Source organism: Maricaulis parjimensis, assembly GCF_016817355.1.
Classification (GTDB): Bacteria; Pseudomonadota; Alphaproteobacteria; order Caulobacterales; family Maricaulaceae; genus Maricaulis; species Maricaulis parjimensis.
On record NZ_JADOTT010000004.1, the window covers coordinates 144,995 to 171,360 of the forward strand.

Annotated in this window: 29 protein-coding genes; 8 read left to right on the top strand and 21 right to left on the bottom strand. The window is 62.6% G+C overall.

The window, feature by feature from the left end; translation table 11 throughout:
- Window positions 1-90: 90 nt before the first annotated feature.
- Window positions 91-627 carry a ubiquinol-cytochrome C chaperone family protein gene (locus tag I0K07_RS08270; protein WP_203292367.1) on the bottom strand — a complete coding sequence of 179 codons (537 nt, stop codon included), beginning with the start codon at window positions 625-627 and terminating at the stop codon, window positions 91-93.
- Window positions 628-765: 138 nt separating this feature from the next.
- Between I0K07_RS08270 and I0K07_RS08275 the strand changes: the two genes are divergently transcribed.
- Complete coding sequence (locus I0K07_RS08275) at window positions 766-1,260, top strand: outer membrane protein assembly factor BamE (protein ID WP_203292368.1); 495 nt, start codon at window positions 766-768, stop codon at window positions 1,258-1,260.
- A 173-nt stretch (window positions 1,261-1,433) separates the two neighbouring features.
- Window positions 1,434-2,645 (top strand): DUF8189 domain-containing protein, encoded by a 1,212-nt coding sequence (locus I0K07_RS08280; RefSeq protein ID WP_203292369.1) that lies wholly within the window; start codon window positions 1,434-1,436, stop codon window positions 2,643-2,645.
- 73 nt (window positions 2,646-2,718) lie between these two features.
- Here the strand turns inward: I0K07_RS08280 and I0K07_RS08285 are convergent, their stop codons facing one another.
- The 10 genes from I0K07_RS08285 to glyA form a co-directional block, all read right to left on the bottom strand.
- Entirely contained in the window at window positions 2,719-4,821 is a 2,103-nt protein-coding gene (locus I0K07_RS08285; protein WP_203292370.1) for a sodium-translocating pyrophosphatase, read from the bottom strand.
- Window positions 4,822-5,023: 202 nt separating this feature from the next.
- The gene (locus I0K07_RS08290) at window positions 5,024-5,542 is read right to left on the bottom strand and encodes a hypothetical protein (protein ID WP_203292371.1); all 519 of its coding nucleotides are present in this window, start codon (window positions 5,540-5,542) and stop codon (window positions 5,024-5,026) included.
- Between the two features lie 36 nt (window positions 5,543-5,578).
- The gene (thiL, locus tag I0K07_RS08295) at window positions 5,579-6,547 is read right to left on the bottom strand and encodes a thiamine-phosphate kinase (RefSeq protein ID WP_203292372.1); all 969 of its coding nucleotides are present in this window, start codon (window positions 6,545-6,547) and stop codon (window positions 5,579-5,581) included.
- A gap of 3 nt (window positions 6,548-6,550) precedes the next feature.
- Window positions 6,551-7,039 (bottom strand): transcription antitermination factor NusB, encoded by a 489-nt coding sequence (gene nusB / locus I0K07_RS08300; RefSeq protein ID WP_203292373.1) that lies wholly within the window; start codon window positions 7,037-7,039, stop codon window positions 6,551-6,553.
- The gene (ribH, locus tag I0K07_RS08305) at window positions 7,039-7,467 is read right to left on the bottom strand and encodes a 6,7-dimethyl-8-ribityllumazine synthase (RefSeq protein WP_203292374.1); all 429 of its coding nucleotides are present in this window, start codon (window positions 7,465-7,467) and stop codon (window positions 7,039-7,041) included. Before ribH ends, nusB begins: the two co-directional genes overlap by 1 nt.
- The gene (gene ribB, locus I0K07_RS16045; protein ID WP_203292375.1) at window positions 7,464-8,585 is read right to left on the bottom strand and encodes a 3,4-dihydroxy-2-butanone-4-phosphate synthase; all 1,122 of its coding nucleotides are present in this window, start codon (window positions 8,583-8,585) and stop codon (window positions 7,464-7,466) included. Before ribB ends, ribH begins: the two co-directional genes overlap by 4 nt.
- Entirely contained in the window at window positions 8,582-9,193 is a 612-nt protein-coding gene (locus I0K07_RS08315; RefSeq protein WP_203292376.1) for a riboflavin synthase, read from the bottom strand. Before I0K07_RS08315 ends, ribB begins: the two co-directional genes overlap by 4 nt.
- Window positions 9,193-9,768 carry a RibD family protein gene (locus I0K07_RS08320; protein ID WP_203292377.1) on the bottom strand — a complete coding sequence of 192 codons (576 nt, stop codon included), beginning with the start codon at window positions 9,766-9,768 and terminating at the stop codon, window positions 9,193-9,195. The genes I0K07_RS08315 and I0K07_RS08320 overlap by 1 nt, the downstream gene beginning before the upstream one ends.
- Entirely contained in the window at window positions 9,765-10,250 is a 486-nt protein-coding gene (gene nrdR / locus I0K07_RS08325) for a transcriptional regulator NrdR (protein WP_203292378.1), read from the bottom strand. Before nrdR ends, I0K07_RS08320 begins: the two co-directional genes overlap by 4 nt.
- Window positions 10,251-10,259: 9 nt before the next feature.
- Window positions 10,260-11,567 carry a serine hydroxymethyltransferase gene (gene glyA, locus I0K07_RS08330; RefSeq protein WP_203292379.1) on the bottom strand — a complete coding sequence of 436 codons (1,308 nt, stop codon included), beginning with the start codon at window positions 11,565-11,567 and terminating at the stop codon, window positions 10,260-10,262.
- A gap of 317 nt (window positions 11,568-11,884) precedes the next feature.
- Between glyA and I0K07_RS08335 the strand changes: the two genes are divergently transcribed.
- A complete protein-coding gene (locus I0K07_RS08335) occupies window positions 11,885-12,256 on the top strand; it encodes a Ros/MucR family transcriptional regulator (RefSeq protein WP_238934687.1) in 372 nt (123 codons plus the stop codon).
- 15 nt (window positions 12,257-12,271) lie between these two features.
- On the opposite strand, the gene I0K07_RS08340 is transcribed toward I0K07_RS08335, so the two are convergent.
- From I0K07_RS08340 to I0K07_RS08365, 6 genes are all read right to left on the bottom strand, one after another.
- The gene (locus tag I0K07_RS08340; protein ID WP_203292381.1) at window positions 12,272-12,496 is read right to left on the bottom strand and encodes a DUF6898 family protein; all 225 of its coding nucleotides are present in this window, start codon (window positions 12,494-12,496) and stop codon (window positions 12,272-12,274) included.
- Window positions 12,497-12,536: 40 nt separating this feature from the next.
- Window positions 12,537-13,763 (bottom strand): 5-aminolevulinate synthase, encoded by a 1,227-nt coding sequence (gene hemA / locus I0K07_RS08345; RefSeq protein WP_203292382.1) that lies wholly within the window; start codon window positions 13,761-13,763, stop codon window positions 12,537-12,539.
- A 227-nt stretch (window positions 13,764-13,990) separates the two neighbouring features.
- Entirely contained in the window at window positions 13,991-14,482 is a 492-nt protein-coding gene (gene ldtR / locus I0K07_RS08350; RefSeq protein ID WP_203292383.1) for a transcriptional regulator LdtR, read from the bottom strand.
- Window positions 14,483-14,548: 66 nt separating this feature from the next.
- The gene (gene mmsB, locus I0K07_RS08355; RefSeq protein WP_203292384.1) at window positions 14,549-15,442 is read right to left on the bottom strand and encodes a 3-hydroxyisobutyrate dehydrogenase; all 894 of its coding nucleotides are present in this window, start codon (window positions 15,440-15,442) and stop codon (window positions 14,549-14,551) included.
- 37 nt (window positions 15,443-15,479) lie between these two features.
- Entirely contained in the window at window positions 15,480-16,544 is a 1,065-nt protein-coding gene (locus I0K07_RS08360) for a 3-hydroxyisobutyryl-CoA hydrolase (protein WP_203292385.1), read from the bottom strand.
- 33 nt (window positions 16,545-16,577) lie between these two features.
- Window positions 16,578-17,732, bottom strand: coding sequence for an acyl-CoA dehydrogenase family protein (locus I0K07_RS08365; RefSeq protein ID WP_203292386.1), 1,155 nt, complete (start codon window positions 17,730-17,732; stop codon window positions 16,578-16,580).
- 137 nt (window positions 17,733-17,869) lie between these two features.
- Here I0K07_RS08365 and hemB point away from each other — a divergent pair, with 137 nt between their 5' ends.
- The 3 genes from hemB to I0K07_RS08380 are packed head-to-tail and all read left to right on the top strand — an operon-like array spanning window position 17,870 to window position 20,471.
- Entirely contained in the window at window positions 17,870-18,847 is a 978-nt protein-coding gene (gene hemB, locus I0K07_RS08370) for a porphobilinogen synthase (protein ID WP_203292387.1), read from the top strand.
- Between the two features lie 7 nt (window positions 18,848-18,854).
- Window positions 18,855-19,256 (top strand): hypothetical protein, encoded by a 402-nt coding sequence (locus I0K07_RS08375; RefSeq protein WP_203292388.1) that lies wholly within the window; start codon window positions 18,855-18,857, stop codon window positions 19,254-19,256.
- Window positions 19,257-19,316: 60 nt separating this feature from the next.
- Window positions 19,317-20,471: a trans-sulfuration enzyme family protein gene (locus tag I0K07_RS08380; RefSeq protein WP_203292389.1), complete on the top strand. Its 1,155-nt coding sequence runs from the start codon at window positions 19,317-19,319 to the stop codon at window positions 20,469-20,471.
- A 4-nt stretch (window positions 20,472-20,475) separates the two neighbouring features.
- On the opposite strand, the gene I0K07_RS08385 is transcribed toward I0K07_RS08380, so the two are convergent.
- The 3 genes from I0K07_RS08385 to I0K07_RS08395 are packed head-to-tail and all read right to left on the bottom strand — an operon-like array spanning window position 20,476 to window position 22,492.
- Window positions 20,476-21,105, bottom strand: coding sequence for a trimeric intracellular cation channel family protein (locus I0K07_RS08385; RefSeq protein WP_203292390.1), 630 nt, complete (start codon window positions 21,103-21,105; stop codon window positions 20,476-20,478).
- Entirely contained in the window at window positions 21,102-21,632 is a 531-nt protein-coding gene (locus I0K07_RS08390) for a hypothetical protein (RefSeq protein ID WP_203292391.1), read from the bottom strand. The genes I0K07_RS08385 and I0K07_RS08390 overlap by 4 nt, the downstream gene beginning before the upstream one ends.
- A complete protein-coding gene (locus tag I0K07_RS08395) occupies window positions 21,629-22,492 on the bottom strand; it encodes an NAD(P)-dependent oxidoreductase (RefSeq protein WP_203292392.1) in 864 nt (287 codons plus the stop codon). The genes I0K07_RS08390 and I0K07_RS08395 overlap by 4 nt, the downstream gene beginning before the upstream one ends.
- A gap of 61 nt (window positions 22,493-22,553) precedes the next feature.
- On the opposite strand from I0K07_RS08395, the gene I0K07_RS08400 reads away from it, so the two are divergent.
- Complete coding sequence (locus tag I0K07_RS08400) at window positions 22,554-24,875, top strand: penicillin acylase family protein (RefSeq protein WP_203292393.1); 2,322 nt, start codon at window positions 22,554-22,556, stop codon at window positions 24,873-24,875.
- On the opposite strand, the gene I0K07_RS08405 is transcribed toward I0K07_RS08400, so the two are convergent.
- The gene (locus I0K07_RS08405) at window positions 24,857-25,321 is read right to left on the bottom strand and encodes a flavin reductase family protein (protein ID WP_203292394.1); all 465 of its coding nucleotides are present in this window, start codon (window positions 25,319-25,321) and stop codon (window positions 24,857-24,859) included. The two genes, I0K07_RS08400 and I0K07_RS08405, sit on opposite strands and share 19 nt — an antisense overlap.
- An 89-nt stretch (window positions 25,322-25,410) precedes the next feature.
- Here I0K07_RS08405 and I0K07_RS08410 point away from each other — a divergent pair, with 89 nt between their 5' ends.
- Window positions 25,411-26,334 carry a flagellar motor protein MotB gene (locus I0K07_RS08410; protein WP_203292395.1) on the top strand — a complete coding sequence of 308 codons (924 nt, stop codon included), beginning with the start codon at window positions 25,411-25,413 and terminating at the stop codon, window positions 26,332-26,334.
- Window positions 26,335-26,366 lie beyond the last annotated feature (32 nt).

Sequence of the window (26,366 nt, forward strand, 5' to 3'; positions counted from 1 at the left end):
TTGTATGTCCCTGACAAAGGCGGCAGCCGCCCAAAAATGCCCGCGGAACTTAGACCATGCTTGGTCAGATGCAAGGCGGCAAGACCGTGCTCAGGCCGAGGGGAAGTCCGGATCGGCTCCGGCGATCAGGGCATCCGCCCCCTGCGCCTGCAGCGAGGCGAAGGCCGAATTGACGTATAGGGCAAGGCGTTCCGCCCGGGCATCCGGGCTTTCCTGGGCCAGCGTATTGCGCGACAGGACATCGATCAGGGCCGCACTGTCATCCTGCGCTTCGAGCGCCTCTCCCAAGGCCTTGGCCCGGCCGTAAAAGCCTTCCGCCATGAAGCGAATCTTCTTGCCCACGGCCGAGTCACCCACACCCAGCTCGCGCATAGCGGCATCGAAATCGTCGAACATGGCGTCGAACAGGGCCTGGCTGACCGCCTTGCCCCGCGGATCCTCACCGCTTTGCAGGACCAGAACCACCAGGGCGGTGTGCAGGACGATCAGTTCAAACCGGCCGTCAATCGTGTCCGGAACGCCGTCCTCACCATACAGGGCAGGCTGCCGGGCCGCCTCGACCACTTTGCGATGGAGCGCCTGGGCCGTACGCTTTTCGGGTTTGGGGGAAAACAGACCGCGCAACATGTGATTATGGGCTCCCAACAATCGGCGCTTGAAGCTAAGGTGCGCCTTGTTTAGGTCAAGACATGGCGGCAGGCCGGTTGCGACCTTGCTGCTGTCCACGTCCGGCATGTCGCCGGAACGGCAAGGAGTTCGGTTTACATGAAGCGTCGCCTCAGTGTCTCCCTTCTGGTGCTGGCCTGTGCTCTGGGAGCCTCCGCCTGCAACCCGGTCCTGCGCTCGCACGGCTATCGCTATGCCATCCAGGAAGAACCGAACATCACGCCGGAAGAAGACACGCAGGACACCGTGCTGGCGCGTCTCGGCAATCCGTCGACCCGCGGCACGTTTGAAGAGAACACCTGGTATTACATCTCCACGACGCGCGAGAGCCTGGCCTATCTGCGCCCGGTGACGCGCGACCGCCGCATCATTGCCGTCAGCTTTGACGACACCGGCGTGGTCGAGACCGTGGCCGAATACTCGCTGGAAGATGGCCGTCTGGTCGCCTATGCCGGCCGCGAAACCCCGACCCGGGGCCGCGAGCTGACCTTCATCGAACAGATCCTCGGCAATGTCGGCCGTCTGCCGACCGAACAATTCGGCGGCGAGCAGAACCTGCCCGGCGGCGCCGGCGGTCCGCGCCGGGATCAATAGATTCCACGTCACACAACGCTTCAGCGCATCAATGCCCCGGCTCTCACAGGCCGGGGCTTTTGTTGTTGGCCGCTTTGCTCGCACAGTTCCGACAGTCTCGCCGGCTCCATTTTTCCCGTTCCGGCCACACCATTTTTGACTAATGTTTGCTGATTGCATCCTGGGAGGGAAACATGACGCAATCCGAAATGGTAATGAACACCTGGACACAGATTGCCGGGTGGACAAACCAATACAGTCCGAACCGAAGGTCGGGTCATGACTACGGTCCGACCTATATTCCGGTCGGCCTCATGCGGCCGAACCCGGACCGGTTGGAAGCCTTTGGCTTCAAGCACTTTTTCATTCCTTATCAAAAAGACACATGGCAGGTCAGTCACCAGTGGATGGACCGGTCTGCTGAAGGCGAAAACGCCGACGATGCCTATAAATACTGGTCCAAAGCTGAAGGCCTCGGTCCGGACCGGGACAAGCCCTTGTCAGATCCGATCCTGAGAGACCCGCGCTTCATGACCGTTGGCTACAAGTCCAATGGCGCATTGGAAGCCTTCGTGGCAATCGGAGGCACGGTCTACCATTCCTGGTCGGATTCAGGCAGCGCGACGGGGTGGGCCGAATGGACCAAACTCAAATATCTTGGTGGCCACATCTCCAAGGTACAGGTCGTCTCCAATCAAGACGGGCGCCTTGAGATATTCGCCAAGGTCGATGCTGTCGATATCTACCATGCCTTCGCGGGGCCTGGCGGATGGACGGACTGGTCGCCCATGCATGCCGGCGGCGGCGTCGCCTATGACTGGACGGTGGGCACCAATGGCGATGGACGCCTGGAACTCTTCTTCATCGATGGAGGCGGGATGGTCTGGCACAAATACCAGAACACACCGAACGGTGTTTGGAGCGATTGGCATCAGCTGGGCGATCCCAACGTCGATCTGGGGACAGCAGCCCTGACCACCGTGACGGATGCACAAGGCCATATCCATCTGTTCGTGGCAACGGGCCGGGACGAAAATTGCGTCAAAATCAATGTCCAGAACAGCGGAGAAACCGGTTGGACCGGGTGGCAGAGCCCTAACCCCAAAATCACTGCCGATACGGTTCTTCATCCCACGATCCGCCCGCTTTCGGCGGCCCGGCATCCCGTCACAGGTTCACTTTATCTGGCCGTCGTGGCCGACAATAACGTCAAACTCCACTATCTCGTCGATGGTAGCACAGACTGGAAAATGCAGGACAATGTAAAATTGCCCAAACCACCAGTCGCCTCTCCTCCTACACTGACAGCTACACAGGATGGCATTGCCCTCCTGGCGCGCTCCACGCCCGAAGTCGACCGTATCGACTCCGATTTTGTCTGGTTCATCCCCGCAGTCGGTGATTGATGCCCTCTTGCTCGCATAGGAAAGCCCCGGTCCTGACCGACCGGGGCTTTTCCCTTGCGTGTGACGTGTCGGCCTAGTGGCCGGTCACGCCTTTGGCCAGGAAGGCCAGGAGGAGCAAGGCCACGATATTCGTGATCTTGATCATCGGGTTCACGGCCGGACCGGCGGTGTCCTTGTAGGGATCACCGACGGTGTCACCGGTCACCGAGGCCTTGTGGGCTTCGGATCCCTTGCCGCCATGATTGCCGTCCTCAATATACTTCTTGGCATTGTCCCAGGCACCGCCGCCAACGGTCATGGAGACCGCGACGAAGAGCCCGTTGACGATCACGCCCAGAAGCATGGCCCCGACAGCGGCCAGCGCCTGTTCCTGGCTCGAAATGCCCAGGATGACGAAGTAGAGGATGATCGGCGACAGGACCGGCAGCAGGGAGGGCACGATCATTTCGCGGATCGCCGAGCGGGTCAGGATATCCACGGCGCGGCCGTAATCCGGCTTCGCCTTGAACTCCATGATGCCCGGGATTTCCTTGAACTGGCGGCGCACTTCCGCCACGACCGAGGTCGCAGCCCGGCCGACCGCCATCATCGACATGCCGCCGAAGAGGTAGGGCAGCAAACCGCCAAACAGCAGGCCGACGATCACATAGGGATTCTCCAGGGAGAAGTCCGGATCGAGGCCGAGCAGGTGTTCCACATCCGTCGTATAGGCCGCGAAGAGGACCAGGGCACCCAGACCGGCAGAGCCGATCGCATAACCCTTGGTGACAGCCTTCGTGGTATTGCCCACCGCGTCCAGCGTGTCCGTGGTCTCGCGGACATTGTCCTCCAGACCCGCCATTTCCGCGATACCGCCGGCATTGTCCGTCACCGGACCGAAGGCATCGAGCGCCACGATCATCCCGGCCAGGGCCAGCATGGTGGTCACCGCAATGGCAATGCCGAACAGGCCGGCCAGATTATAGGTGACGACGATCCCGACAATGATGATCAGGGCCGGCAGCGCCGTCGCTTCCAGCGACACGGCCAGACCCTGGATCACATTCGTGCCATGGCCGGACTCCGACGCTTTCGCGACCGACTTCACCGGACGATAGCCTGTACCGGTATAGTATTCCGTCACCCAGATGATGGCGGCGGTCACGGCCAGGCCGACAATGCCGGAGATGAAGAGGTTCTGACCGGTGATCATGCGATCCCCGACCATGCCGATATCACCCATGCCGTTCGGCAGGGCGTAGGTCGTGGCCAGCCAGACACCGCCGATCGACAGTACGCCGGCCGCGATCAGCCCCTTGTAGAGCGCGCCCATCACATTGGTGGACTTGCCCAGGGAGACAAAGAAGGTGCCGATGATGGAGGTCACGATGCAGACCGCGGCAATCGCCAGCGGATAAGCCATCAGGGCCGGTCCCATCTCTCCGGCGAAGAAGATCGAGGCAAGCACCATGGTGGCCACAACGGTCACTGCATAGGTCTCGAACAAGTCCGCTGCCATGCCGGCACAGTCACCGACATTATCGCCCACATTGTCGGCAATGGTGGCGGCGTTGCGCGGATCATCTTCCGGGATGCCGGCTTCGATCTTGCCGACCATGTCCCCGCCGACATCCGCACCCTTGGTGAAGATACCGCCGCCCAGACGCGCAAAGATCGAGATCAGCGAGGCCCCGAAGCCCAGGGCAACCAGGGAGTCGATCACGACCCGGTCCCCGCTGGCATGACCCATTCCGCTTGTGAGAATCCAGAAATATCCGGCCACGCCGAGGAGAGCGAGACCGGCAACGAGCATGCCGGTGACGGCGCCCGAGCGGAAGGCGATGCTGAGACCTGCTGCAAGGCTGGTCGAAGCGGCCTGGGTGGTCCGCACATTGGCGCGCACAGAGACGAGCATGCCGATAAATCCGGCTGCGCCCGACAACAAGGCGCCCACTGCAAAGCCCAGTGCGACTTCCCAACCGAGGAAAACCGCAATGAGGATGCAGACGATGACGCCGACAATGGCAATGGTTGTGTACTGGCGCTTGAGATATGCGTTTGCGCCTTCCTGAATGGCCGATGCAATTTCCTGCATCTTTTCGCTGCCGGCACTGGCTCCCATCAGACGTTGTGTCTGGACGACTCCGTAGATGATCGCGAGCACGGCGGCTGCAATGGCCAACAAAATTATGTTCATGGCTTCCTGCCCCGTTTCTTCACTTCTATTTTTAGTCTTGGAAGGAAAGAGGGAAGCATACGCGTGAGAACCACGCCAACCTCTGCATGCCCCCCGCATTTTGTTATCATTATGCTAGAGACTATGCATAAGACACACGGGCGACGCAACAGACTGTATTAAGCCTGAAAATTCAATTGGTTGGGGAAATTTTCTAGACGGGCTAGCGGCGCAGGAGACGCGTATCGGAGGCCCGAATCTCGACCCAGTCGATCGAATTGGCGCCATAGAAGTCCTGCAGCACCTCCTGCCACAGTTCGATCGCCCGTTCCTCGTCAAGCCCACTGCCGTCTTCTGTCGAGACCGGCGTGCGATAGCAGGCCCGCACCAGCGCATCGAGCGCGAAGTGGAAATTCTCCTGCATGTCCCAGACATTCTGCCCGTCCGTCGCACGAACGCGGACATTCACATAGGCAAAGCCGGTCAGACGGCCATGCGAGGACAGCGGCACCACTAGCGCCGGCAGGTTGAAGGCGCGCGGATCGTCATCCTCTTCTGCATCCGCATCAGCATCCTCTTCAGAATCGCTGCGATTGAAGAAAAGCGAAAACCGGTTGCCACTCTGCTGGGAGGAGGATCCATGACCGCTGCTGGGAGGCGGTTCAGCACCACCCCCGCCCAGGGCATGGGCGCCGGCGCTCACAAGGAGCGACATCAGAAATGCGAGCCAGATACGGGTCATGCGAGGATCTCCTGTCCCCACACTGGCAGATCCGCCTCAAAAATGCGTAAACCCGGGCGTGGCGACCGGTACGGCCCGACCCTCCCCATCCCGGCACACAACGCCCTGCCCGGAGACAGCCCGGCCGATCTGCGTCAGGCGCACGCCGCACAATTCGCCCAGCGCCAGGATGCGCGGGGTCGCGCTGACCGGCGCCGTGAACAGCAGCTCGTAATCATCGCCGCCCGTGATGAGGCGGATCAGCCCGGCATCCCCCTGCCCCGAAACCCAGGCTTCACACGTGGCGGACAAGGGGACGGCGGGCAAGTCGATCTCGATCCCGACACGGCTCGCCGCGGCCAGATGCCCGGCATCGGCCACCAGCCCGTCGGAGACGTCCAGCGCCGCACTGGCAAGCCCTGCCAGCCCCTGCCCGACCGCCAGGCGCGGCTCCGGTTCGCGATAGCGATGGGCGGTTTCAGCGGGCAAGCTGGCATCGCCCTGCTCCCAGGCCAGTCCCAGCGCGGCATCACCGATCGATCCTGAAACCCACACGACATCACCAGGCTGCGCACCCGAACGCGACAGTGCAGCACCGGTCGCGACCTGACCGATAAGCGTCAGTGAGAGGGTCAGGGGTCCGGGCGTACGTGTCGTGTCCCCGCCCAGCAAAACGACGCCATACCGGTCCTGGATTTCGCCCAGGGCCTGCGTGAATTCATTCTGCCAGGCCTCGGAGCGGTCCTGCGGCCAGGAGATGGCGCTGAGATAGCCCAAGGGGTCAGCCCCCATGGCCGCGAGATCGGACAGATTGCTGCCCAGGGCACGCGCGGCCACTGTGTGGGGTGTGTCACCGGGAAGAAAATGGACGCCTTCAACCAGCGTGTCGCACGCGATCACTAATTCGTGGCCAGGCGGGCAGTCCAACACGGCCGCATCATCTGCCAGACCACGGGCAGCGGCATGGTTCCGGGTCAACGGAACCAGGCGCGAGCGGATCCAGTCGAACTCGCCGCGCCCGCTCATGGATCAGAATTCGTCCGGACGGGCCTGACGGGCACAGCGGTCCAGCGCCGCATTGACGAATTTCGGCTCGGAGCCTTCGAAGAAGGCATTGGCGACCTCGATATATTCGTCGATCACCACACGGGCCGGCACATCCTTGCGCTGGAAGAGCTCATAGCCGGCCACCCGCAGGATGGCGCGGACCGTGGCATCCAGGCGTTCCATGCGCCAGCCATCGGCCAGCAGGCTGTCGATCATCGGATCGACCTTGGCCTGTTTTTCCACGACGCCAGCCACCAGGCTTTCAAAGAAATCCTCGTCCGCTTCCACGAACTCATCACCCTCATGGGCGTCACCGAACCGGTGATCACGGAATTCGCGGATCACGGAGGACGCACCACGGCCGGCGATGTCCATCTGGTAGAGGGCCTGGACAGCCGACAGACGCGCCGCCCGGCGCAGACGGGCCCGGGCTTCGGACGGGTTTTCCTTGGCGTTTTCGCTGGCGCTCATCAGGCGGCTCCAAACTTGTCGCGCAAGGCGATCAGCGACAGGGCGGCTTCGACAGCGTCAGCGCCCTTATTCTTGTCCACGGCGCGCTTGAGCGCCTGGGCGCGGTTCTCGACGGTGAGAATGCCATTGCCGGCAATCACGCCATTGAGGTTCAATTCCATCAGGCCACGGGCGCTTTCGCCGCAGACATAATCATAATGCGTGGTCTCGCCGCGAATGACACAGCCCAGCGCCACATAGCCATCATACCCGGCTTCGGCGATTTCCGCCTGCACGATCGCACCGGGGATTTCCAGGGCACCGGGAACTTCGATCACTTCGGCCTCGGCGCCGGCGGCGGCGGCCGCTTCGGTGGCCCCCTTGATCAAGGCATCGGCGATATCGCGGTAGAAAGCACCGGCAATGACGAGAAGTTTCGGCGCGCTCATGCGCTTTCCTCCGGGAAGTGGCGCTCTTCGCGCACGCTCAGACCATAGCCTTCCAGGCCGACAATGGTCTGCGGTTTCGTGGTCAGCAGGATCATTTCCTGCACGCCCAGATCCAGCAGGATCTGCGCACCGACGCCATATTCCCGCAGGCGGCGCGCTTCGCGCTCACCATCGGGGACCGGCGAATGGGCGCCCAGGCGTTCGATAATGGCGGTGTGGGAGGTCTCGCGGATGAAGACCATCACGGCCGGACCATCGGCCTCGGCGATCGCCTTGATGCCCGCCTCGACCAGCGCGCCGCGCGGACCGGCCTCATGCAGAACATCATCCACGAAGGAGACCTTGTGCATGCGCACCGTGGTGGGAGCATTCACCGACGGCGTGCCCTTCACCAGGGCGACATGCTCGGAACCATCCAGTGTATTGCGGAAGACAACGAGTTTGAACGGACCGCCATACTGGCTGGTGAACTCGCTCTCCAACCGGCGCTCGATGAAACGGTCATTGCGGCGGCGATAGGCGATGAGGTCGGCAATCGTGCCGATCTTGAGCCCGTGCAACTGGGCGAAGGCCACCAGGTCCGGCAGGCGGGCCATGGAACCATCTTCATTCATGATCTCGCAGATCACACCGGCCGAACCGGCACCGGCCAGGCGCGCGACATCCACAGAGGCTTCCGTATGCCCGGCGCGGACCAGCACACCGCCATCGCGGGCAACCAGCGGGAAGACATGGCCCGGCGTGGCGATGTCGTCAGCGCCCTTGGACGGGTCTGTCGCCACTTCGATCGTGCGGGCCCGGTCATGGGCCGAAATGCCGGTGGTCACGCCTTCGCGCGCCTCGATCGACGTTGTGAACGCCGTCTGGTGCCGCGAGCGGTTTTCCGTCGACATGAGTTTCAGGCCGAGATGCTCGATCCGCTCCTGGCTCATCGCCAGGCAGATCAGGCCGCGGCCATGCTTGGCCATGAAATTGATGGCATCAGGCGTGGCAAATTTCGCCGGGATGACCAGATCGCCTTCATTCTCGCGATCCTCCGCATCGACCAGGATGAACATCCGGCCATTGCGGGCATCCTCAATGACGTCCTCGATGGGAGAAAGGGGGATATCGCTCACGCGCGCGTCTCCGAAAACTCGTTCAGGCGGGCGGCGTAGCGCGCCATCGTGTCGACCTCAAGATTGACGCGTGCACCTTTTTGCAGCGCACCGAGCGTCGTCACCTCGGCCGTATGGGGAATAATCATCAGATCAAAGCTCGATCGCGTCACCTCATTCACGGTCAGCGAAACGCCGTCCACGGTGATCGATCCCTTCTTCGCGATGAATTGATTGAGGTTTTCCGGCGGCTCGACGGTGAAGACCAGCCACTCGCCCTCCTCGCGCCGGTCCAGAACCGCGCCGACACCATCGACATGGCCGGTCACAAGATGGCCGCCGAGCTCATCACCGATTTTCAGCGCGCGTTCCAGATTCACCCGGTCGCCCTCGGCCCAATCGCCCAGAGTGGTCAGGCGCAGGGTTTCCGGGGAGACTTCGACCGCATACCAGCCGCCCTCACCCGTTTCGCCTTTTTCGACCACGGTCAGACAGGCACCGGCATGGGCGATGGATGCGCCCATATCGATCGTGTCCGGTGCCCAGGGCCCCTCAATCTCGAAGCGCCGCACATCCGTGCCGGAGATGGACCGGATCCGGCCCAGGGCTGTGACAATACCGGTGAACATCAGCGGATCCGTTCGTAGCTTTCCTGCAGATCGGCGCCGCGCTCGCGCACGCCGGTACGCGTGAAGATGGGCGCTGCGTCCAGCGTCTCAAGGCCCAGCGCTGCGATCACGGACAATCCATCCCCGCCCAACAGCATGGGCGCGCGGAACCATTCGATCCGGTCGACAAGGCCTGCAGCAATGGCGGAGGCGGCAATCTGGGCGCCGGCCTCGATCATCACACTCTCATAGCCGGCCATGGCGCGAGCCAGATCGCGGTGCGGGACCAGCACAATATTGCGGCCCGTTTCGGCAAACAGGGCCGCGCCGGACGGGGTGCGTCCCTGGCTGTCCATGACAAGGACATCCGGCTGGCGCTCGCAGCCGCCCTCGGGCCGGGCCGTCATTCGGGGATCATCGGCCAGCACGGTACCGATACCGGTCAGTATGGCCTGGTGGGCCGCCCGCATCTTGTGGACCTCAGCCCGGCTTTCCGGTCCGGTGATCCATTGCGAGGCGCCATTGGCGAGCGCGATGCGCCCGTCCAGCGAAGTGGCCAATTTCAGGGTGACACGCGGACGCGCCGCGCCGGTCATTCCTCGCCGTCTTTCGCCGATTTGCGGATATTGGCGAGGTGTTCGTCCGTGATGAATTCCCGGAAGTCCTCGACCTTGTGGAAGTCCTTGTAGACCGAGGCGTAGCGGACATAGGCCACCGCATCGAGATTCTTCAGGCCTTCCATGACCAATTCACCGACACGGTCGGAGGTCACATCGGTCTCGCCGGTGGATTCCAAGCGGCGGACAATGCCGGAAATCATCTGATCGATCCGGTCCGGCTCGATATTGCGTTTCTGCATGGCCAGCGCGATCGACCGGTTGAGCTTCTCGCGGTCGAACGGCACACGGCGGCCGGACTTCTTCATCACGGTCAGCTCGCGCAATTGCACGCGCTCGAACGTGGTGAAACGGGCCGCGCAGGACGGACACTGCCGGCGGCGACGAATGGCATTCCCGTCCTCAGCCGGACGGGAATCCTTCACTTGGGTATCGGGATGACCGCAAAAAGGACAACGCATGAGCGAAGTCTAGGCCAGTTCCGGGTAAATGGGGAAGCGCGCTGTCAGGGCTTTCACTTCCTCGCGGACTTCCGCCTCGACCTCGGCATTGCCTTCCGGGCTGTCGACCAGCGCATCCAGCACGCGGACCATCATCTGGCCGACCTGCGTGAATTCCGCCTCGCCGAAGCCGCGCGTGGTGCCGGCCGGCGAACCGACGCGCAGACCGGAGGTGATGGTCGGCTTTTCCGGATCGAAGGGCACGCCATTCTTGTTGCAGGTGATGTAAGCGCGCTCGAGCGCTTCCTCGGCGGCATTGCCCTTGAGGCCCTTGGGACGCAGATCGATCAGCGCCAGATGGCTGTCCGTACCGCCGGAGACGATGGCGTAACCGCCCTCGATCACTGCACTCGCCATGGCCGCACAATTGGCGACAACCTGACGGGCATAATCAGCGAATTCCGGCTGCAGGGCTTCACCGAAGGCCACAGCCTTGCCGGCGATGACATGCATGAGCGGACCGCCCTGCAGGCCCGGGAAGATGGCCGAGTTGAACTTCTTGCCCAGATCCAGGTCATTGGACAGGATCATGCCGCCACGCGGACCGCGCAGCGTCTTGTGCGTGGTCGTGGTGCAGACATGGGCGTGCGGCAGCGGGTTGGGATAGACGCCACCGGCGACCAGGCCGGCGAAGTGCGCCATATCGACCATGAAATAGGCCCCCACCTCGTCCGCGATCTTGCGGAATTCGGCAAAGTCGATCTCGCGCGGATAGGCCGAACCGCCAGCGATGATCAGCTGCGGCTGGACCTCATGGGCCTGTTTGCGGACCGCGTCATAATCGATCCGGGCATCATCCTCGCGCACGCCATAGGCATGGGCCTCGAACCATTTGCCGGACATGTTGGGACGTGCGCCATGCGTCAGGTGGCCGCCGGCATCCAGCGACATGCCCAGGATCTTGTCGCCCGGCTTGAGCAGGGCCAGGAAGACGCCCTGATTGGCCTGGCTGCCCGAAGAGGGCTGGACATTGGCATAGGCCGCGCCGAACAGCGCCTTGGCGCGCTCGATGGCCAGCGTTTCCACCACATCGACATGCTCGCAACCGCCATAATAACGGCGGCCCGGATAGCCTTCGGCATATTTGTTCGTCAGCGGCGAGCCCTGGGCTTCCAGCACAGCGCGGGAGACGATGTTCTCCGATGCAATCAGCTCGATCTGCTGTTGCTGGCGCTGGATCTCGGCGTGAATGGCCTGGGCCACATCCTGATCGGACTCCACGATGGATCGGGTGAAGAATGCGGCGGCGCTCCCGCTATCGACCTGATTGTCCGGCATGACGACTCCTTAAGGGGTATTTGCCCCGTGTGATACGGCTGGCGCGGTCGCGATACAAGCCATGTTTGCCCGCTCTCACTGGCAATGTCCCCCGGGACATCTGGATTTCGCATTATTTGATGTCGCCCGGGACAACGTTTCACAACACAATGAAATTTTGTTTATTGTGGTTGAACTTCATATCACGTCATAATAACCAACCTGCAGGCCGCTTTGAATCGGCCTTGGTTGACTGAGCAAAAACAAACAGACGCTTGGAAGGTAAGACAATGTCAGACGACATGCTCCCCGAAATCGATAAAGAAGAACTTCTGCGCATGACCACGGACGTTGTGGCATCCTATCTGTCCCACAACTCCATGCCGGCGGATAATGTCCCCGAACTGATCAAGTCCGTGCACGCCACGATGAAGGAAGTGTCGGAGTCCGCTGTAAAGCAGGAACCCAAGTCCAAGCCGGCTGTCGCCGTCTCCAAGTCCGTCAGCGACGACTACATTGTCTGTCTGGAAGACGGCAAGAAGCTGAAAATGCTGAAGCGCTATCTGCGCTCGCAATACAACATGTCGCCGGATGATTATCGCCGGAAGTGGAACCTGCCCTCCGATTATCCGATGGTCGCGCCCGCCTATTCCCGCAAGCGCTCGCAGTTTGCCAAGGATATTGGCCTGGGCCGCGGCAAGAAAGACTAGGTCCAAGCGCCTCGTCTAGACCGTAATTCCACGGCCGGACCCTGTGTCCGGCCGTTTTTTCTTGTCTGTATTCCGGTTGAGCTTCCAGTTGAGCTTGGCCTTGGCGAGATATTCCACCTCGGCCCGGGGCGTGTTCTTGGGAACCTGGAAGACGACTTCTTCAGCGGTATCGGCATCGATCGCGGCCACGCGCAAAGCGTTCCCGATCCCGATGATCTCGATATAGATTTCGCCGCTCATGGCCATCCCGCTCAAGTCTGGCGGGAATGATGCCCCAGAATCAGGCCCGTGCCACCCCGGTCTGCTCGGACGCCTTCTTCCAGACATCCTCCAGCGCCTCGATCAGCTGGTCGAACATGGCGTCCGTATGCAGCGGTGTCGGCGTCAGGCGCAGGCGTTCCGTACCGCGCGGCACGGTCGGGTAGTTGATCGGCTGGACATAGATGCCGTGCTCGTCGAGCAAGAGATCGGAAATCCGCTTGCACAGGACCGGATCGCCGACATGCACCGGCACGATATGCGTGACGGAGCTTTCCAGGACCGGGAAACCGGCCGCATTGAGGCGGGATTTCAGCGTCGCCGCGCGTTCCTGGTGCTGTTCGCGCAGATAATGGGCCGATTTCAGATATTCCACGCTGGCACGCGAACCGGCCGCCAGAGCCGGCGGCAGGGCCGTGGTGAAGATGAAGCCCGGCGCCATGGAGCGGATGGCGTCGCAGATCGCGCCATCCGCGGCGATATAGCCACCCATCACGCCGAATGCCTTGCCCAGCGTACCTTCAATGATGTCGACGCGGTGCATGACCCCGTCGCGCTCGGCAATGCCGGCGCCGCGCAGGCCGTACAGGCCCACAGCATGGACTTCGTCCAGATAGGTCAGTGCGCCATATTTGTCCGCCAGGTCGCAGACTTCTTCGATCGGACCGATATCGCCATCCATGGAATAGACGCTTTCAAAAGCGATCACTTTCGGCGCGTCCTTCGGAGCCGCGGCCAGCAATTCTTCCAGATGGACAACGTCATTATGGCGCCAGATATGCTTCGCGCAGCGCGCGCCCTTCACGCCCTCGATCATGGAGGCGTGGTTCAGCTCGTCGGAGAAGATGATCAGGCCCGGCAGGATTTTCGACAGGGTCGAGAGCGTCGCCTCATTGGCGATATAGCCGGAGGTGAAGAGCAGTGCGCCATCCTTGCGGTGCAGGTCCGCCAGCGAGCGCTCCAGCTCGACATGATAATGCGTGGTGCCGGAAATATTGCGCGTACCGCCGGCGCCGGAACCGACATCATCGATCGCCTGTTTCATTGATTCCACGACACAGGGCACCTGGCCCATGCCGAGATAATCATTGGAACACCAGACCGTCACATCGCGGACATCACCGCCCTCGGACCGCCAGCGCGCGACCGGGAATTGACCCTTGCGGCGCAGCAGATCGGCAAACACCCGGTAACGGCCCTCGGCCTTGACCCGGCGGACAGCATCCTCGAAGGCGCTCTGGTAATTCATGGGCGGGGCCTTTCGTCAGACGTCTGCCTATTCCAATCACTGACTCGACTCTTTACCGGCATCTTTTGCAGGAGGCGACCGGACAGACCGCCGCACCTGCATGAATTTACACAATAAGACCGGTAGATTGCCTCGATGACCTCAGTATATATGCGGAATCCCGGATGTAAAAAGGGCGCGAGCGACACTGGATCGCTCACGCCCTCAATCTGATCGGGTTGGCTCGATTACATGCGGAAGCGGATATGGTCCGCCCAGAAGCGCTCGATACGGGCCAGTGCCGTATTCATGCCCGGCAATTGCGTCGTATCGACACCGCCGACAGCTTCCAGCGAATTGGCCTGGCGCTCGAACAGCGTGTTGAGCTGCGCGCACACGGCATGGCCGCTTTCCGTCAGGCTGACGCGGACCGAGCGGCGGTCGACCGCAGAGCGCTCGTGCCGGATATAGCCTGCATCAACAAGTTTCTTGAGATTGTAGGAGACATTGGAGCCGAGATAGTGGCCGCGCGTCCGCAGCTCGCCTGCGGTCAGCTCCTGGTCGCCGATATTGAACAGGAGCAGGGCCTGCACCGAGTTCAGATCGTCCAGGCCTTCGCGGTCCAGCTCGTCTTTCACCACGTCGAGCAGCTGACGGTGCAGCCGTTCCACGAGTTGAAGAAGTTCCAGATATTGCCCGTCCGGCGCCGCTTCCGGCGCCATGTTTTCTGCCATTGCCATGTCTACACTCCACCCGATCTTTTGCGATCTTTGGAGTGAGCTTAGGCAAAAAGGACAAAAAACCCCTTAACGGGCCTGCCAGCTTCCGTTGAGCAGTTGGATGATACCGGAAAAATCGGTCGAACCGCCGCCCAGATTGTCGAACATGGCATAGAGCGCTTCGGCCTGTGCACCCAGGGGCGTCGAGGCGCCCGCCGCCTGCGCCGCATCCTGCGCCAGCTTGAGATCCTTGAGCATCATCGCGGTCGCAAAGCCGGGATTGTAGCCATTGTTTGCGGGCGTGGTCGGCACCGGTCCGGGCACCGGGCAATAGCTGGTCATGGACCAGGACTGGCCGGACGCCTTGGAGGAAATGTCGAAGAATTTCTGCGGATCCAGGCCCAGTTTCTCGGCCAGCGAGAAGGCTTCGCACGTGCCGATCATGGTGATGGCCAGCAGCATGTTATTGCAGATCTTCACCGCCTGACCGGCGCCCAGATCACCGCCGCGGATCACCGCCTTGCCCATCACCTGGAGGAAGGGCTCAGCCGCCGCGAAATCCTCTTCGGATCCGCCAACCATGAAGGTCAGCGTGCCGGCCGTCGCTGCCGCCACACCGCCGGAGACCGGCGCATCGACAAAGCGGAAGCCCTTCTCCTTGGCCAGGCCACCGACATGGCGGGCGCTGTCCACATCGATTGTGGAGCAATCCATGAAAAGCGTACCCGGTGCCGCGGCCCCGAAGATCTCGCCTTCATAAACAGCGCGGACATGCTTGCCCGCGGGCAGCATGGTGACGACGGCATCGGCACCGGAAACGGCATCGGCGGCAGAGGATGCGGCAGAAGCGCCCTCGCCCACCAGCTTGGCGACCGCCGCCTCGCTGAGATCGAATGCCCGCACATCATGACCGGCCTTGGCCAGATTGATGGCCATGCCGGACCCCATATTGCCCAGACCAATGAATGCGATCGTCGCCATGGAATTACTCCCCGTGGATTGTCTTTGAAGCCCGGTCTTATTCGCCGAGAAATGTCATTTCATGGTCTGCGTCGAGTGCGTCAAACGCCGTGGCGATCCAGGCATCATCCACCTCACCGATAACCGCCGGCGACCATTTCGGCGCGTGATCCTTGTCGATGATCACGGCGCGCACGCCCTCATAGAAATCGACGCCTTTCAGGCACCAGCTCGACACGCGCAGGTCCTGGCGCATCACGTCCTCGAAGGAGAGATCGCCGCCCTTGCGCAGACAGGCCAGGGTCAGTTTCAGCGCGGTCGGCGATTTGGAGGCCATCACCTTGGCCTGTTTCTCCGACCAGCTGTCACCGGCTGCCGCGATCCGGCTGGCGATTTCCTCGACACTGTCGCCGGCAAAGGCCGCATCGATCAGGCCGCGCGTATGCGCCAGCTCGCTATCGCCCGGATCACCAGAGAATTCCTCAAGCAGGACTTCCAGCGCGTCTTCGTCCGACAGGTCCGCACTTTCCAGCGCGGCAACCAGTTCGTCATAGTGCGCGGACGGACAGTAATGCGTGGCCAGACCGGCCGCGACACTGTCGGCCGCCTTCAGACGCGCGCCAGTCAAACCCATCCAGGTGCCGATCTCGCCCGCCAGGCGGGGCAGGAAAAAGGCGCCGCCGACATCCGGGTGGAAACCGATGCCCGTTTCCGGCATGGCGAACATGGTCCGATCACCGGCCACACGGTGCGAGCCGTGCACGGAGACGCCGACACCGCCGCCCATCGTGATGCCGTCGATCAGCGCCACATAGGGTTTGGGATAGTGATAGATCAGCGTGTTGAGCCGGTATTCATCACGCCAGAACAGCCAGGCCTGGTCATCGCCCGCCTTGCCCGAATTGTGCAGTTTGAGGATATCCCCGCCGGCACAAAAACCCTTCTCCCCGGCCCCGTCGACGACGATGGCCTTGACCTCATCATCCCCGCGCCAGGCCTCCAGCGCCTCGATCATGCCCAGGCACATGCCATGGGTTAGCGCATTGAGCGCCTTGGGACGGTTCAGCGTGATCCGGCCGACCTGGCCGATCTTGCGTGTGATGACTTCGGGTTCTTCGGTCACGTTCGGGATCCCCGTTTCAACTCTAAAAACAGACTAGGAATTACTCGGCCAGCTGCGCTTCATGTCCTTGGCGATGATCACGCGCATGATCTCGTTCGTGCCTTCCAGGATCTGGTGCACGCGCAAATCACGGACGATCCGCTCCATCGGATAATCCTTGAGATAGCCATAGCCACCATGCAGCTGCAGCGCCTGGTTGGCCACATCGAAACACGTATCCGTGGCAAAACGCTTGGCCATGGCGCAATAGCGCGGTGCGGACGGGTCTTTGGCGTCCAGCATCGCGGCGGCGCGATAGACCATCAGGCGCGCAGCATCGAGCTCGGTCGCCATGTCGGCCAGTTTGAACTCGGTGACCTGGAACTCGCCAATGGCGCGGCCGAACTGCTTGCGTTCGCTCGTATAGGCCATCGCCTGGTCCAGCGCCTCGCCAGCCCCGCCCAGCGAGCAGGCGGCGATATTGATGCGGCCACCATTGAGGCCCTGCATGGCAAAGGAGAAACCCTGGCCCTCATCGCCGATCCGATTGGCGACCGGCACGCGGCAGTCCTGGAAGGTCACGACACGGGTCGGCTGGGCATTCCAGCCCATCTTCTTCTCATTGGCGCCAAAGGAGAGGCCGGGCGTGTCCTTCTCGACCAGAATGGTGGAGACACCCTTGGGGCCGTCCTCACCGGTCTTGCACATGACCACATGATAGTCTGACGTGCCCGCGCCCGAGATGAAGGCCTTGGAGCCATTGAGGACATACTCATCGCCATCGCGCACGGCGCGGGTGCGCATCGCCACCGCGTCAGAACCGGAACCCGGCTCGGTCAGGCAGTAGGAAGCGATCTTGTCCATACTCATCATGGGCGGCAGGAAGCGCTGACGCTGTTCCTCATTGCCCCATGTGTCGATCATCCAGGCGCACATATTGTGGATCGACAGGAAGGCCGCCGTGGCGACACAGCCGCGCGACAATTCTTCAAAGATCAGGGCCGCATCCAGACGCGTCAAATTCGACCCGCCGACATCCTCACGCGTATAGATACCCGCGAATCCCAGTTCGGCGGCTTCGCGCATCGCTTCGACCGGGAAATGCTTTTCCTCGTCCCACTTGGCCGCATTCGGCTTGAGGCGGTCATCGGCGAATTTTCTCGCCATATCGCGAATAAGGGTCTGATCTTCTGTAAGAGCGAAATGCACCGCAGCACTCCTGTTGCTGAACACGCCAATGGGAGACAAATATTGCTTCCCGCTGATTTGGCGGGAGGCGTAACGCGGCTTTCCGTCCGCGGCAAGTTTGATATGTGTCTGTCACCCCAGACCGGAAAGAGATCAGCATGTACCCCAATACCCGACTGCGCCGTACCCGCCAGGCCGACTGGTCCCGCCGTCTCGTGCGTGAGAATGCCCTGTCGGTGAATGATCTCATCTGGTCTGTCGTGGTCTCCGACACAGCCGATCCGATCGAGCCGGTGGCCGCCATGCCGGGGGTGGAACGCCTGTCACTTTCCGCACTGGCGAAGGCCGCCAAGGAAGCCCAGGATCTGGGCATTCCGGCCATGGCGATCTTCCCGCACATCGATCCGTCGAAGAAGGATGATGAGGGTTCCGAAGCCCTCAATCGCGACGGTCTGGTGCCGCAGGCGATCAAGACCATCAAGGAGGCCGCACCCAATCTCGGCGTGATCTGTGATGTTGCGCTCGACCCCTTCACCACGCACGGCCATGACGGGATTCTGGACGGCGATGTGATCGATAATGACGCCACGGTCGACCGCTTGATCGAACAGGCTCTGGTCCAGGCCGAGGCCGGCTGCGATGTCGTCGCCCCTTCCGACATGATGGATGGCCGTATCGGCGCCATCCGCGAAGCGCTGGAGAATGAGGGCCACATCAATACAATGATCCTCTCCTACGCCGCCAAATATGCCTCCGGCTTCTACGGCCCCTATCGCGAGGCGATCGGCTCGGCCGCCGCGCTCAAGGGCGACAAGCAGACCTATCAGATGGATCCGTCCAACCGGGATGAATGCCTGCGCGAGGTCGAGCTCGACATTGGCGAGGGCGCCGACATGGTCATGGTCAAACCCGGCCTGCCCTATCTGGACATCGTCCGCGCCCTCTCCGACGCCTTCCCCGTCCCGGTCTATGCTTTCCAGGTCTCCGGCGAGTACGCCATGATCGAGGCCGCCGCCGCAAACGGCTGGATCGATGGCGACCGCGTCATGATGGAAAGCCTGCTGGCCTTCAAGCGTGCGGGAGCGGCGGGGATCATCACCTATTTCGCGCCACGGGCGGCGAAATTGTTGGGGTAAGGCGGTAATGGGCTGGAACCGTCTCATCTGTCCCGACTGCGGTCACGAAATCAATGCGGACAAGGCGCTGGCCGCCCTGGAAGCTGAATATCGTGAGCAGGAAGAGAAGTATGGCGGCATGCCGAGCTTCCGGCGGCCCAGCGTCACGGGCACATTCGATCCCATCAAATGCCCGGAATGCGGATTGCGCGTCCGGGCGGCTTTCTGGCCGGCTCTTTTCATTGTCATTCCCTTGTGGCTGGCGTCGTGCATCGGCTTGTTCGGAATGGCCATAAGCCAGAAGATCGACTTTCCACCTGATCTGGTCGAGCTGGTCGTCAAATTCGGCCTCGGCATATTCATCGCCGGCTTCATCGCCATGATCTGGGGATACAGCGTCGCCAAGCCCATCCGATGCGGGCATTACTGAACGCCCGGATCAGGTCACCCACCCTTTGACGCCTTCCGCGACTTCCGGCATCCATGGTGCATGAGCCAGACACCTGACACACCCACCTCCCGCGAGACCAAAACCGTCCAGGCGATGCATGCGCCGGACACGCAAACCGGGGCGGTGATCCCGCCGATTCATTCCTCCACCACCTATCTGCGCGGGGCGCAGAATGAGTTGGTGGGGCCGACCGATTACCGGCGGCCGGAAGGACCGACGGAGATGCAGGCGGCCGAGGTGCTGGCCATGCTGGATGGCGGCGCGGAGGCACGGCTCTTTCCCTCGGGCATGGCGGCGATTGCGGCGGTGCTGGAAAGCGTGCCGACGGGCGGGCATGTCATCGCCCAATCGGAAATGTATTACGGCGCGCGCATGCTGTTCCAGCGAGCCCAGAAACTGGGCCGGATCACGCTCAATCTCGTCGCGCCGGGTGATCTCAACGCGCTGACGGCGGCCTGTCGTCCCGACACGGATCTGATCTGGATCGAGACGCCGGCCAACCCGTCCTGGGCCATTGTCGACATCGCCAAGGCGGCCGATATCGCCCATGCCGTGGGCGCGCGCCTCGTGGTCGACAGCACCTGCGCCCCGCCCTGCACCACGCGCCCGATCGCGCTGGGCGCGGACATGGTCATGCATTCGGCGACCAAATATCTCAACGGGCATTCCGATGTGCTGGCCGGCGCCCTGGTCACGGCCAAGGCGGACGAAAACTGGCAGACCATCTCCACCCTGCACAGCCAGACCGGCGGCGTGCCCGGAGCGTTTGAAACCTGGCTTCTCCTGCGCGGCCTGCGCACGCTCTTCGTGCGGTTTGAGCGCCAGAGTTCCAGCGCGCTTTTCCTGGCGAAGGCGCTTCAGGACCATCCCAAGCTTTCCGCCGTCCACTATCCCGGCCTGGAAACCCATCCCGGGCATGCCATCGCGGCCAAGCAGATGACAGGCGGGTTCGGCGGGACGCTCTCAGTGCAGTTGGACGGCGGCTATGACGCCGCCCGCAAGCTTGCGGCCGGCACGAAACTCTTCTTCCAGGCCACTTCGCTGGGCGGGGTGGAAAGCCTGATCGAGCACCGAAAACCCATTGAAGGCGCCGAAAGCCCCTGCCCGCCGGATCTGGTCCGCCTGTCGGTCGGCCTGGAAACGCCGGAGGATTTGCTGGCCGACCTGAAGCAGGCGCTGGAAGCGGCGGGCTAGGCCCTCACTCCCCCAGCTTGATCGGTGGCAAATGCCATTTGAACTGGATGGCACAGCCGCGCAGCACGAAGGCCAGACCGGCTGAAACCAGCGTCACCAGGCTGGGATTGAGGTCCAGCGCCAGTCCCGCGACATAGGCCGCAGCACCCGCCAGAGCCGCCAGCGCGTAGATGTCCTCGCGCAGGATGAGCGGCACATCATTGACGATGATATCGCGCAGCAAGCCGCCAAAAGCCGCGCTCATCATTCCGGTGAGGATGGCGATGGTCCAGTGCGCACCCGCCGCCAGGCCGGCCTGGGCACCGATGACGCAGAAAACGGACAGGCCGATCGCATCGGCCCAGATCAGGGCAGCGCGCCGGGTGGCGATGGCCTGGGCCCAGGGTGAGGTGAAATAGCCCAGCAGCGCCCCGCCCACGGCGACGGCGAGATAATTGGGTTCCTCGATCCAATAGACCGGCAGCTCGCCCAGCAGAACATCGCGCAGCGTGCCGCCGCCCATGCCGGTCACCGCACCGACAATGGCCGCGCCGAACGGGTCCAGCGCCTTGCGGGCACCCAGCATGCCGCCGGAATAGGCAAAGAAGCCGATCCCGGCATAGTCCAGCCAGAGGAAGAGGGTTTCGACACTCATTCGGCAGAGGCCTTGTCGCGCCGGGCGGCGTCGTACTGGCGGCGTGCCTGCTCGAACTCGATCAGTTCCACGAGCTCGTTCGCGCGCCAGGACGCGGCCAACATGACCCCGCTGGCCAGCATCCAGATCGCCAGGACGAGGATCAACGTATCCATCTGGGCAAAGCCCAGCCGCACCCAGATACCCGGATCAATCTCGGTCAGACCGAAGACGCCCGCCACCGGAACCGAGACCAGAATCAGGGTCGAGGTGCGGAACACCCGTTCCACCTTGCGCGCATTGATCCGGGCAAAGGCGAGCAGGAAGTCCACCTGCTCATCACTCAGACCGCCCAGCAGGCCCAGCCCGACCTTCCAATGCACCGCCCTGGCCAGAGGCGTCATCTGGTCATTGGAAAATTGCAGCAGGGCGCGCCGCGAAAAACCGGCAAACACGATCATTCGCCAGACCGCAAATTGGGTCGTCAGGCGTTTCCAGACGCCCATCGCCACCGGATCGGTCCGGATGAGGCGGCCATCCTCTGTCACAGATCGCGCTCCAGCCGAGCGATCAGGCTGGACGTGTCCCAACGATTGCCGCCCATGGCCTGCACATCGGCATAGAATTGGTCGACCAGCGCCGCGACAGGCAGGCGCGCGCCATTGCGGCGGGCCTCTTCCAACGTGATGCGCAGATCCTTGCGCATCCAGTCGATGGCAAAACCATAGTCGAACTTGTCCTCGACCATCGTCTTCCAGCGATTTTCCATCTGCCAGGACTGGGCCGCGCCCTTGGAAATGGCGCCAATCACCAATTCCGGATCGAGCCCGGAACGCTTGGCGAAATGCAAACCTTCCGAAAGCCCCTGGACGATGCCGGCAATGCAGATCTGGTTGACCATTTTGCACAGCTGGCCGGCGCCCGCCGGACCGATCAGCGACATCGCCTTGGCATAGGCATCCATCACTTTTTCGGCCCGCTCGAACGTGTCCGCCTCACCGCCGCACATAATGGTCAGCTGGCCGTTTTCCGCACCCGCCTGCCCACCGGAGACCGGCGCATCGAGAAAGCCGATCCCGGCCTCGCGCGCTTCCAGGTCCAGCTCGCGGGCGAGCTCGGCAGAGGCCGTGGTGTGATCGATCAGGATGGCGCCCGGCTTCATGGCGGGAATCGCCTGTTCCGCGACGGCGCGGACATCCGGATCATCGCCCAGACAAGCCATCACATAATCCGCCTCGGCCACCGCCGCCTCGACCGTATCGGCTGCTTGGCCGCCATGCTGGTCCGCCCAGGCTTTCGCCTTGCTGGCCGTGCGATTCCACACGACAACCTCATGTCCGGCGGCGGCGAGATGGCCGGCCATCGGATAGCCCATGACGCCCAGGCCCAGGAATGTACAGCGTGACATAAGCGGCTCCCCTTCTCTTCAACCCCTTGCTAGTCTTCCGCCATTCGGGGAGCAAGTCATCATGATCGCACGTCTTCTTCGCTATGCCGCCTGGACTGTGGCCGGCCTGGCCGGTTTCGCTGTCCTGTTTGTCCTGGTGATGGCCAACCGACTCTACGCCTCCCTGCCCCAGACCCACGGTGAGATGGCGATGGCCGGGCTGGAGGATGAAGCCCGGATCATCCGTGACGCGCACGGCATTCCCCACATCTTCGCCAGCAATGGTCATGACGCCTATTACGCGCTGGGCGTGGCCCATGCCCAGGACCGGCTCTGGCAGATGGAGATCACCCGCCGGGCCCTGCGCGGCCGGGTCGCCGAACTGATCGGACCGCCGGCCGTGGAGACCGACATCTTCTTCCGCACGATGGGACTGGGCGAGGCGGCCGATGAAGCCGTCAACGCCCTGCCCGCCGATGTCATTGCCGCGCTGGAAGCCTATGCCGATGGCGTCAATGCGGTGATCGGGGCGCCCGGCTTCATCCCGCCGCCAGAATTCCAGATCCTGATGGCCTCGCCGGAGCCCTGGACGCCGGCCGATACGGTGGTTGTCTACAAGGCGATCGCGCTGGACCTGTTCGGCAATGCTTTTGAAGAACCCGCCCGCGCTGCGCTGGACGCGCATCTGGGCGCCGAACGTGCCGAGGAATTCATTGGCCGCTATCCCGACGACGCGCCGCGTTCGCTCACCATGGCGGATATCGGGCTGAGCGAGGACATGCCCGACCTGGTGGAACCTGCCCCGGTTCAGGGGCCCGAGGATAATGGCCGCGACGGCTCCAACAATTGGGTTCTCTCCGGCAGCCGAACCGCCTCCGGCCTGCCCATCCTGGCCAATGACCCGCATCTGGGCCTGCGCGCGCCCGCCATCTGGTATCTCGCCCGCCTGACCACGCCAGAGGGCAGTGCCGTCGGTGCCACCCTGCCCGGCACGCCCTTTGTCACGCTGGGGCGCAATGACGACATTGCCTGGGGTTTCACCAATACCGGTCCCGATGTCGGTGATCTCCACGCCGTCACCGCCGATGCCGTCATCGGTGAGCGCGAGGAACACATTTCCGTCCGCTTCGGCGAGGACATTACCCTCACCCGGCGCGAGACCGCGACCGGCCCGGTCCTGGACCCGGCCCATTTCGATTATGCCGTGCCGGAGGGCGCCGATTTCTTCGCCCTGCAATGGATGCTGGATGAGCCGGACGACGCCACGACGGGCGTTGGCCTGCACATTCTGTCCTCGGAAAACTGGGATGATTTCGTGGCCGCCGTCCGCGGCTTCGTCGCCCCGCAGCAGAATATCGTCTTTGCCGCCCGCGATGGCGATATCGGCTTCTACGCCCCCTCCCGCATCCCTGTGCGGGATGCAGACGGAAACTGGGTCTCCACCATTCCCTTCGAGGAATTGCCCCATACCCGCAATCCGGAGCGCGGCTTCATTGCCACCGCCAACAACAAGATCGTGCCGGACGGCTATCCGCACTATCTGACCAGTGAATGGTATGGCGTCGCCCGTATCCGCCGCATCTATGACGGGATTGAAAGTCAGCCCGTGCATGATCTGGACTCGATGGCCGCGCTGCAGACCGACACGGTTTCGGACATGGCGCTGCGCATCCTGCCCGTGCTTCTGACAGCGCAGCCGGATACCGAATTGGGCAGCCAGGCGCTAACCATGCTGGAAAGCTGGGACGGCGACATGGCCGTCGACCGGCCGGAACCGCTGATCTATGCCGCCTGGGTGCGCGAACTGAACCGCGCCATCTATGCCGATGATCTGGGTGAGCTTTTCCCGCGCTGGTATGCCGACCGCCGTGTCCTGTTGATGGATGTGCTGACGGGAGAGCTGTCAGCCTGGTGCGATGACATCAACTCGCCGCAGACAGAGACCTGCCAAGACCTGCTGGGCCCGGCGCTGGACCGCGCCCTGACGCTGACGGCCGCCGACCAGGGCACGGATCTCGACGCCTGGCGCTGGGGCGATGTCCATTATGCCCGCCATGCCCACACGCCGTTTTCCGATTTCCCGGTCCTGCGGGATGTTTTCACCATCACCACGCCCATTCCGGGCGATGGAGCGACGGTGAATGTGGCGCACTATTCCTTCCGCCGGCCGGGCTATTCCGTCTATCACGGTGCCTCCTACCGGGCGCTCTATGACATGGCCGATCCGGACGCTTCGCGCTTCATGATCACCACCGGACAGTCCGGCAATGTCATGTCGCGCCATTATGACGATCTGGCTCCGCTCTGGGGCCGTGGCGAATATCTGGAAATCCCGACGGGATGGACGGCGGACACGCCGCCCGAGGGCGCCAGCGTGCTGGTGCTTCAGCCCGGCTCGCAATAATTCGAGGTGTAGAAGACCAGGGCGGAGACGTCGCGCGGCGTATCGAAATCGACGACATCGCCGATGATGATGTCATGGTCGCCCGCCGTGATCACCGAATTCTGGCGGCACAGGAAACGCGCCACACAGCCCTCGATCAGCGGAGCGGTCTCACCTTCCCAGGCGGCATGGCAGGCGCGCAGATCCGGTTCGATGGCACAGGCATGGGCCAGGCCAGCCTGGTCCGCCGCCAATACATTGATCGCGTAATCCTTGGCATCCACGAAGCGCTTGTAACGCTCCGTCCCGTGCTCGACCGACCACAGGACCAGGCGCGGATCCAGCGAGACCGAGGCGAAGGAATTCACCGTCATGCCGATCGCCTTGCCCTCGTCAAACGTAGTGACGATGGTGACCCCGGTCGGATAGCGCCCGAGTGCGTCGCGGTAGGTGCGGCTGTCGGTCAATGCGGAACCTTTCGCAATCGAGAAATGAAACCTGGCCTTAACGCTAACCGTCTACAGGAGAGACGGACCTAGAAACAAGGTGGGTGGACATGGCGGCCAAGGATCAGCCGATTGTCATCAAGAAAGTCGTCAAGGGCGGCGGCGGCGGACACCATGGCGGTGCCTGGAAAGTTGCCTATGCCGACTTCGTGACGGCGATGATGGCTTTCTTCCTGCTGATGTGGCTCATCAATACCACCACGCCTGAGCAAAAGCGCGGCATTGCCGACTATTTTGCCCCGGCCAGCGTCTCGCCGGCCAATTCCGGCTCCGGCGCCCCGCTTGCCGGTACCGCACCGGGTGATGATGGCGTGCAGGGTTCCGGCGACAGTTCCATGCGCCAGCGCCTCGCGCCGACCGCCCCGCAACTCAATGACCGCGACCGCCAGCAGCAGCCGGAAGGCTCGCCGGAAGCGGTCGAGGAATCGGAAGTCGAAGTCACCGCCTCTGCTCTTGCCGAAGCCCAGCAGCGCCGCGACAGCGCGCAGCTGCACTCTGCCGCCATGTCCCTGCGTCAGGCCATGCAGGACATGCCGGAACTGGCCGAGCTCTCCAACCACATCATTGTCGACGAAACCCCGGAAGGTCTGCGCATCCAGCTGATCGACCAGGAAGGCCGTCCGATGTTCAATCCGGGGGCCGTGGAACCCAATGACCGCGCCGTAACCCTGTTGCGCGCCGTCGCCCGGATCGCCGAACGCCTGCCCAACCGGCTTTCCATTGCCGGTCACACGGACAGCGCTCCGGCGACCAATCTGGACTACACGAATTGGGAATTGTCCGCTGACCGCGCCAATGCGGCCCGCGCCGTCCTGCAGCGCGCCGGCATCTCCAATGACCGGATCTATGAAGTGCGCGGCAAGGCCGGGTCCGAACCGCTCTATCCGGATGATCCCTTCATGCCGGGCAATCGCCGGATTTCCATTGTCCTGCTACGTGAAGCCCCGGTTCTTCCCAACGGTCACGAACTCTGATCCGCGACCAATTCACTCAGACATTCAGGAAA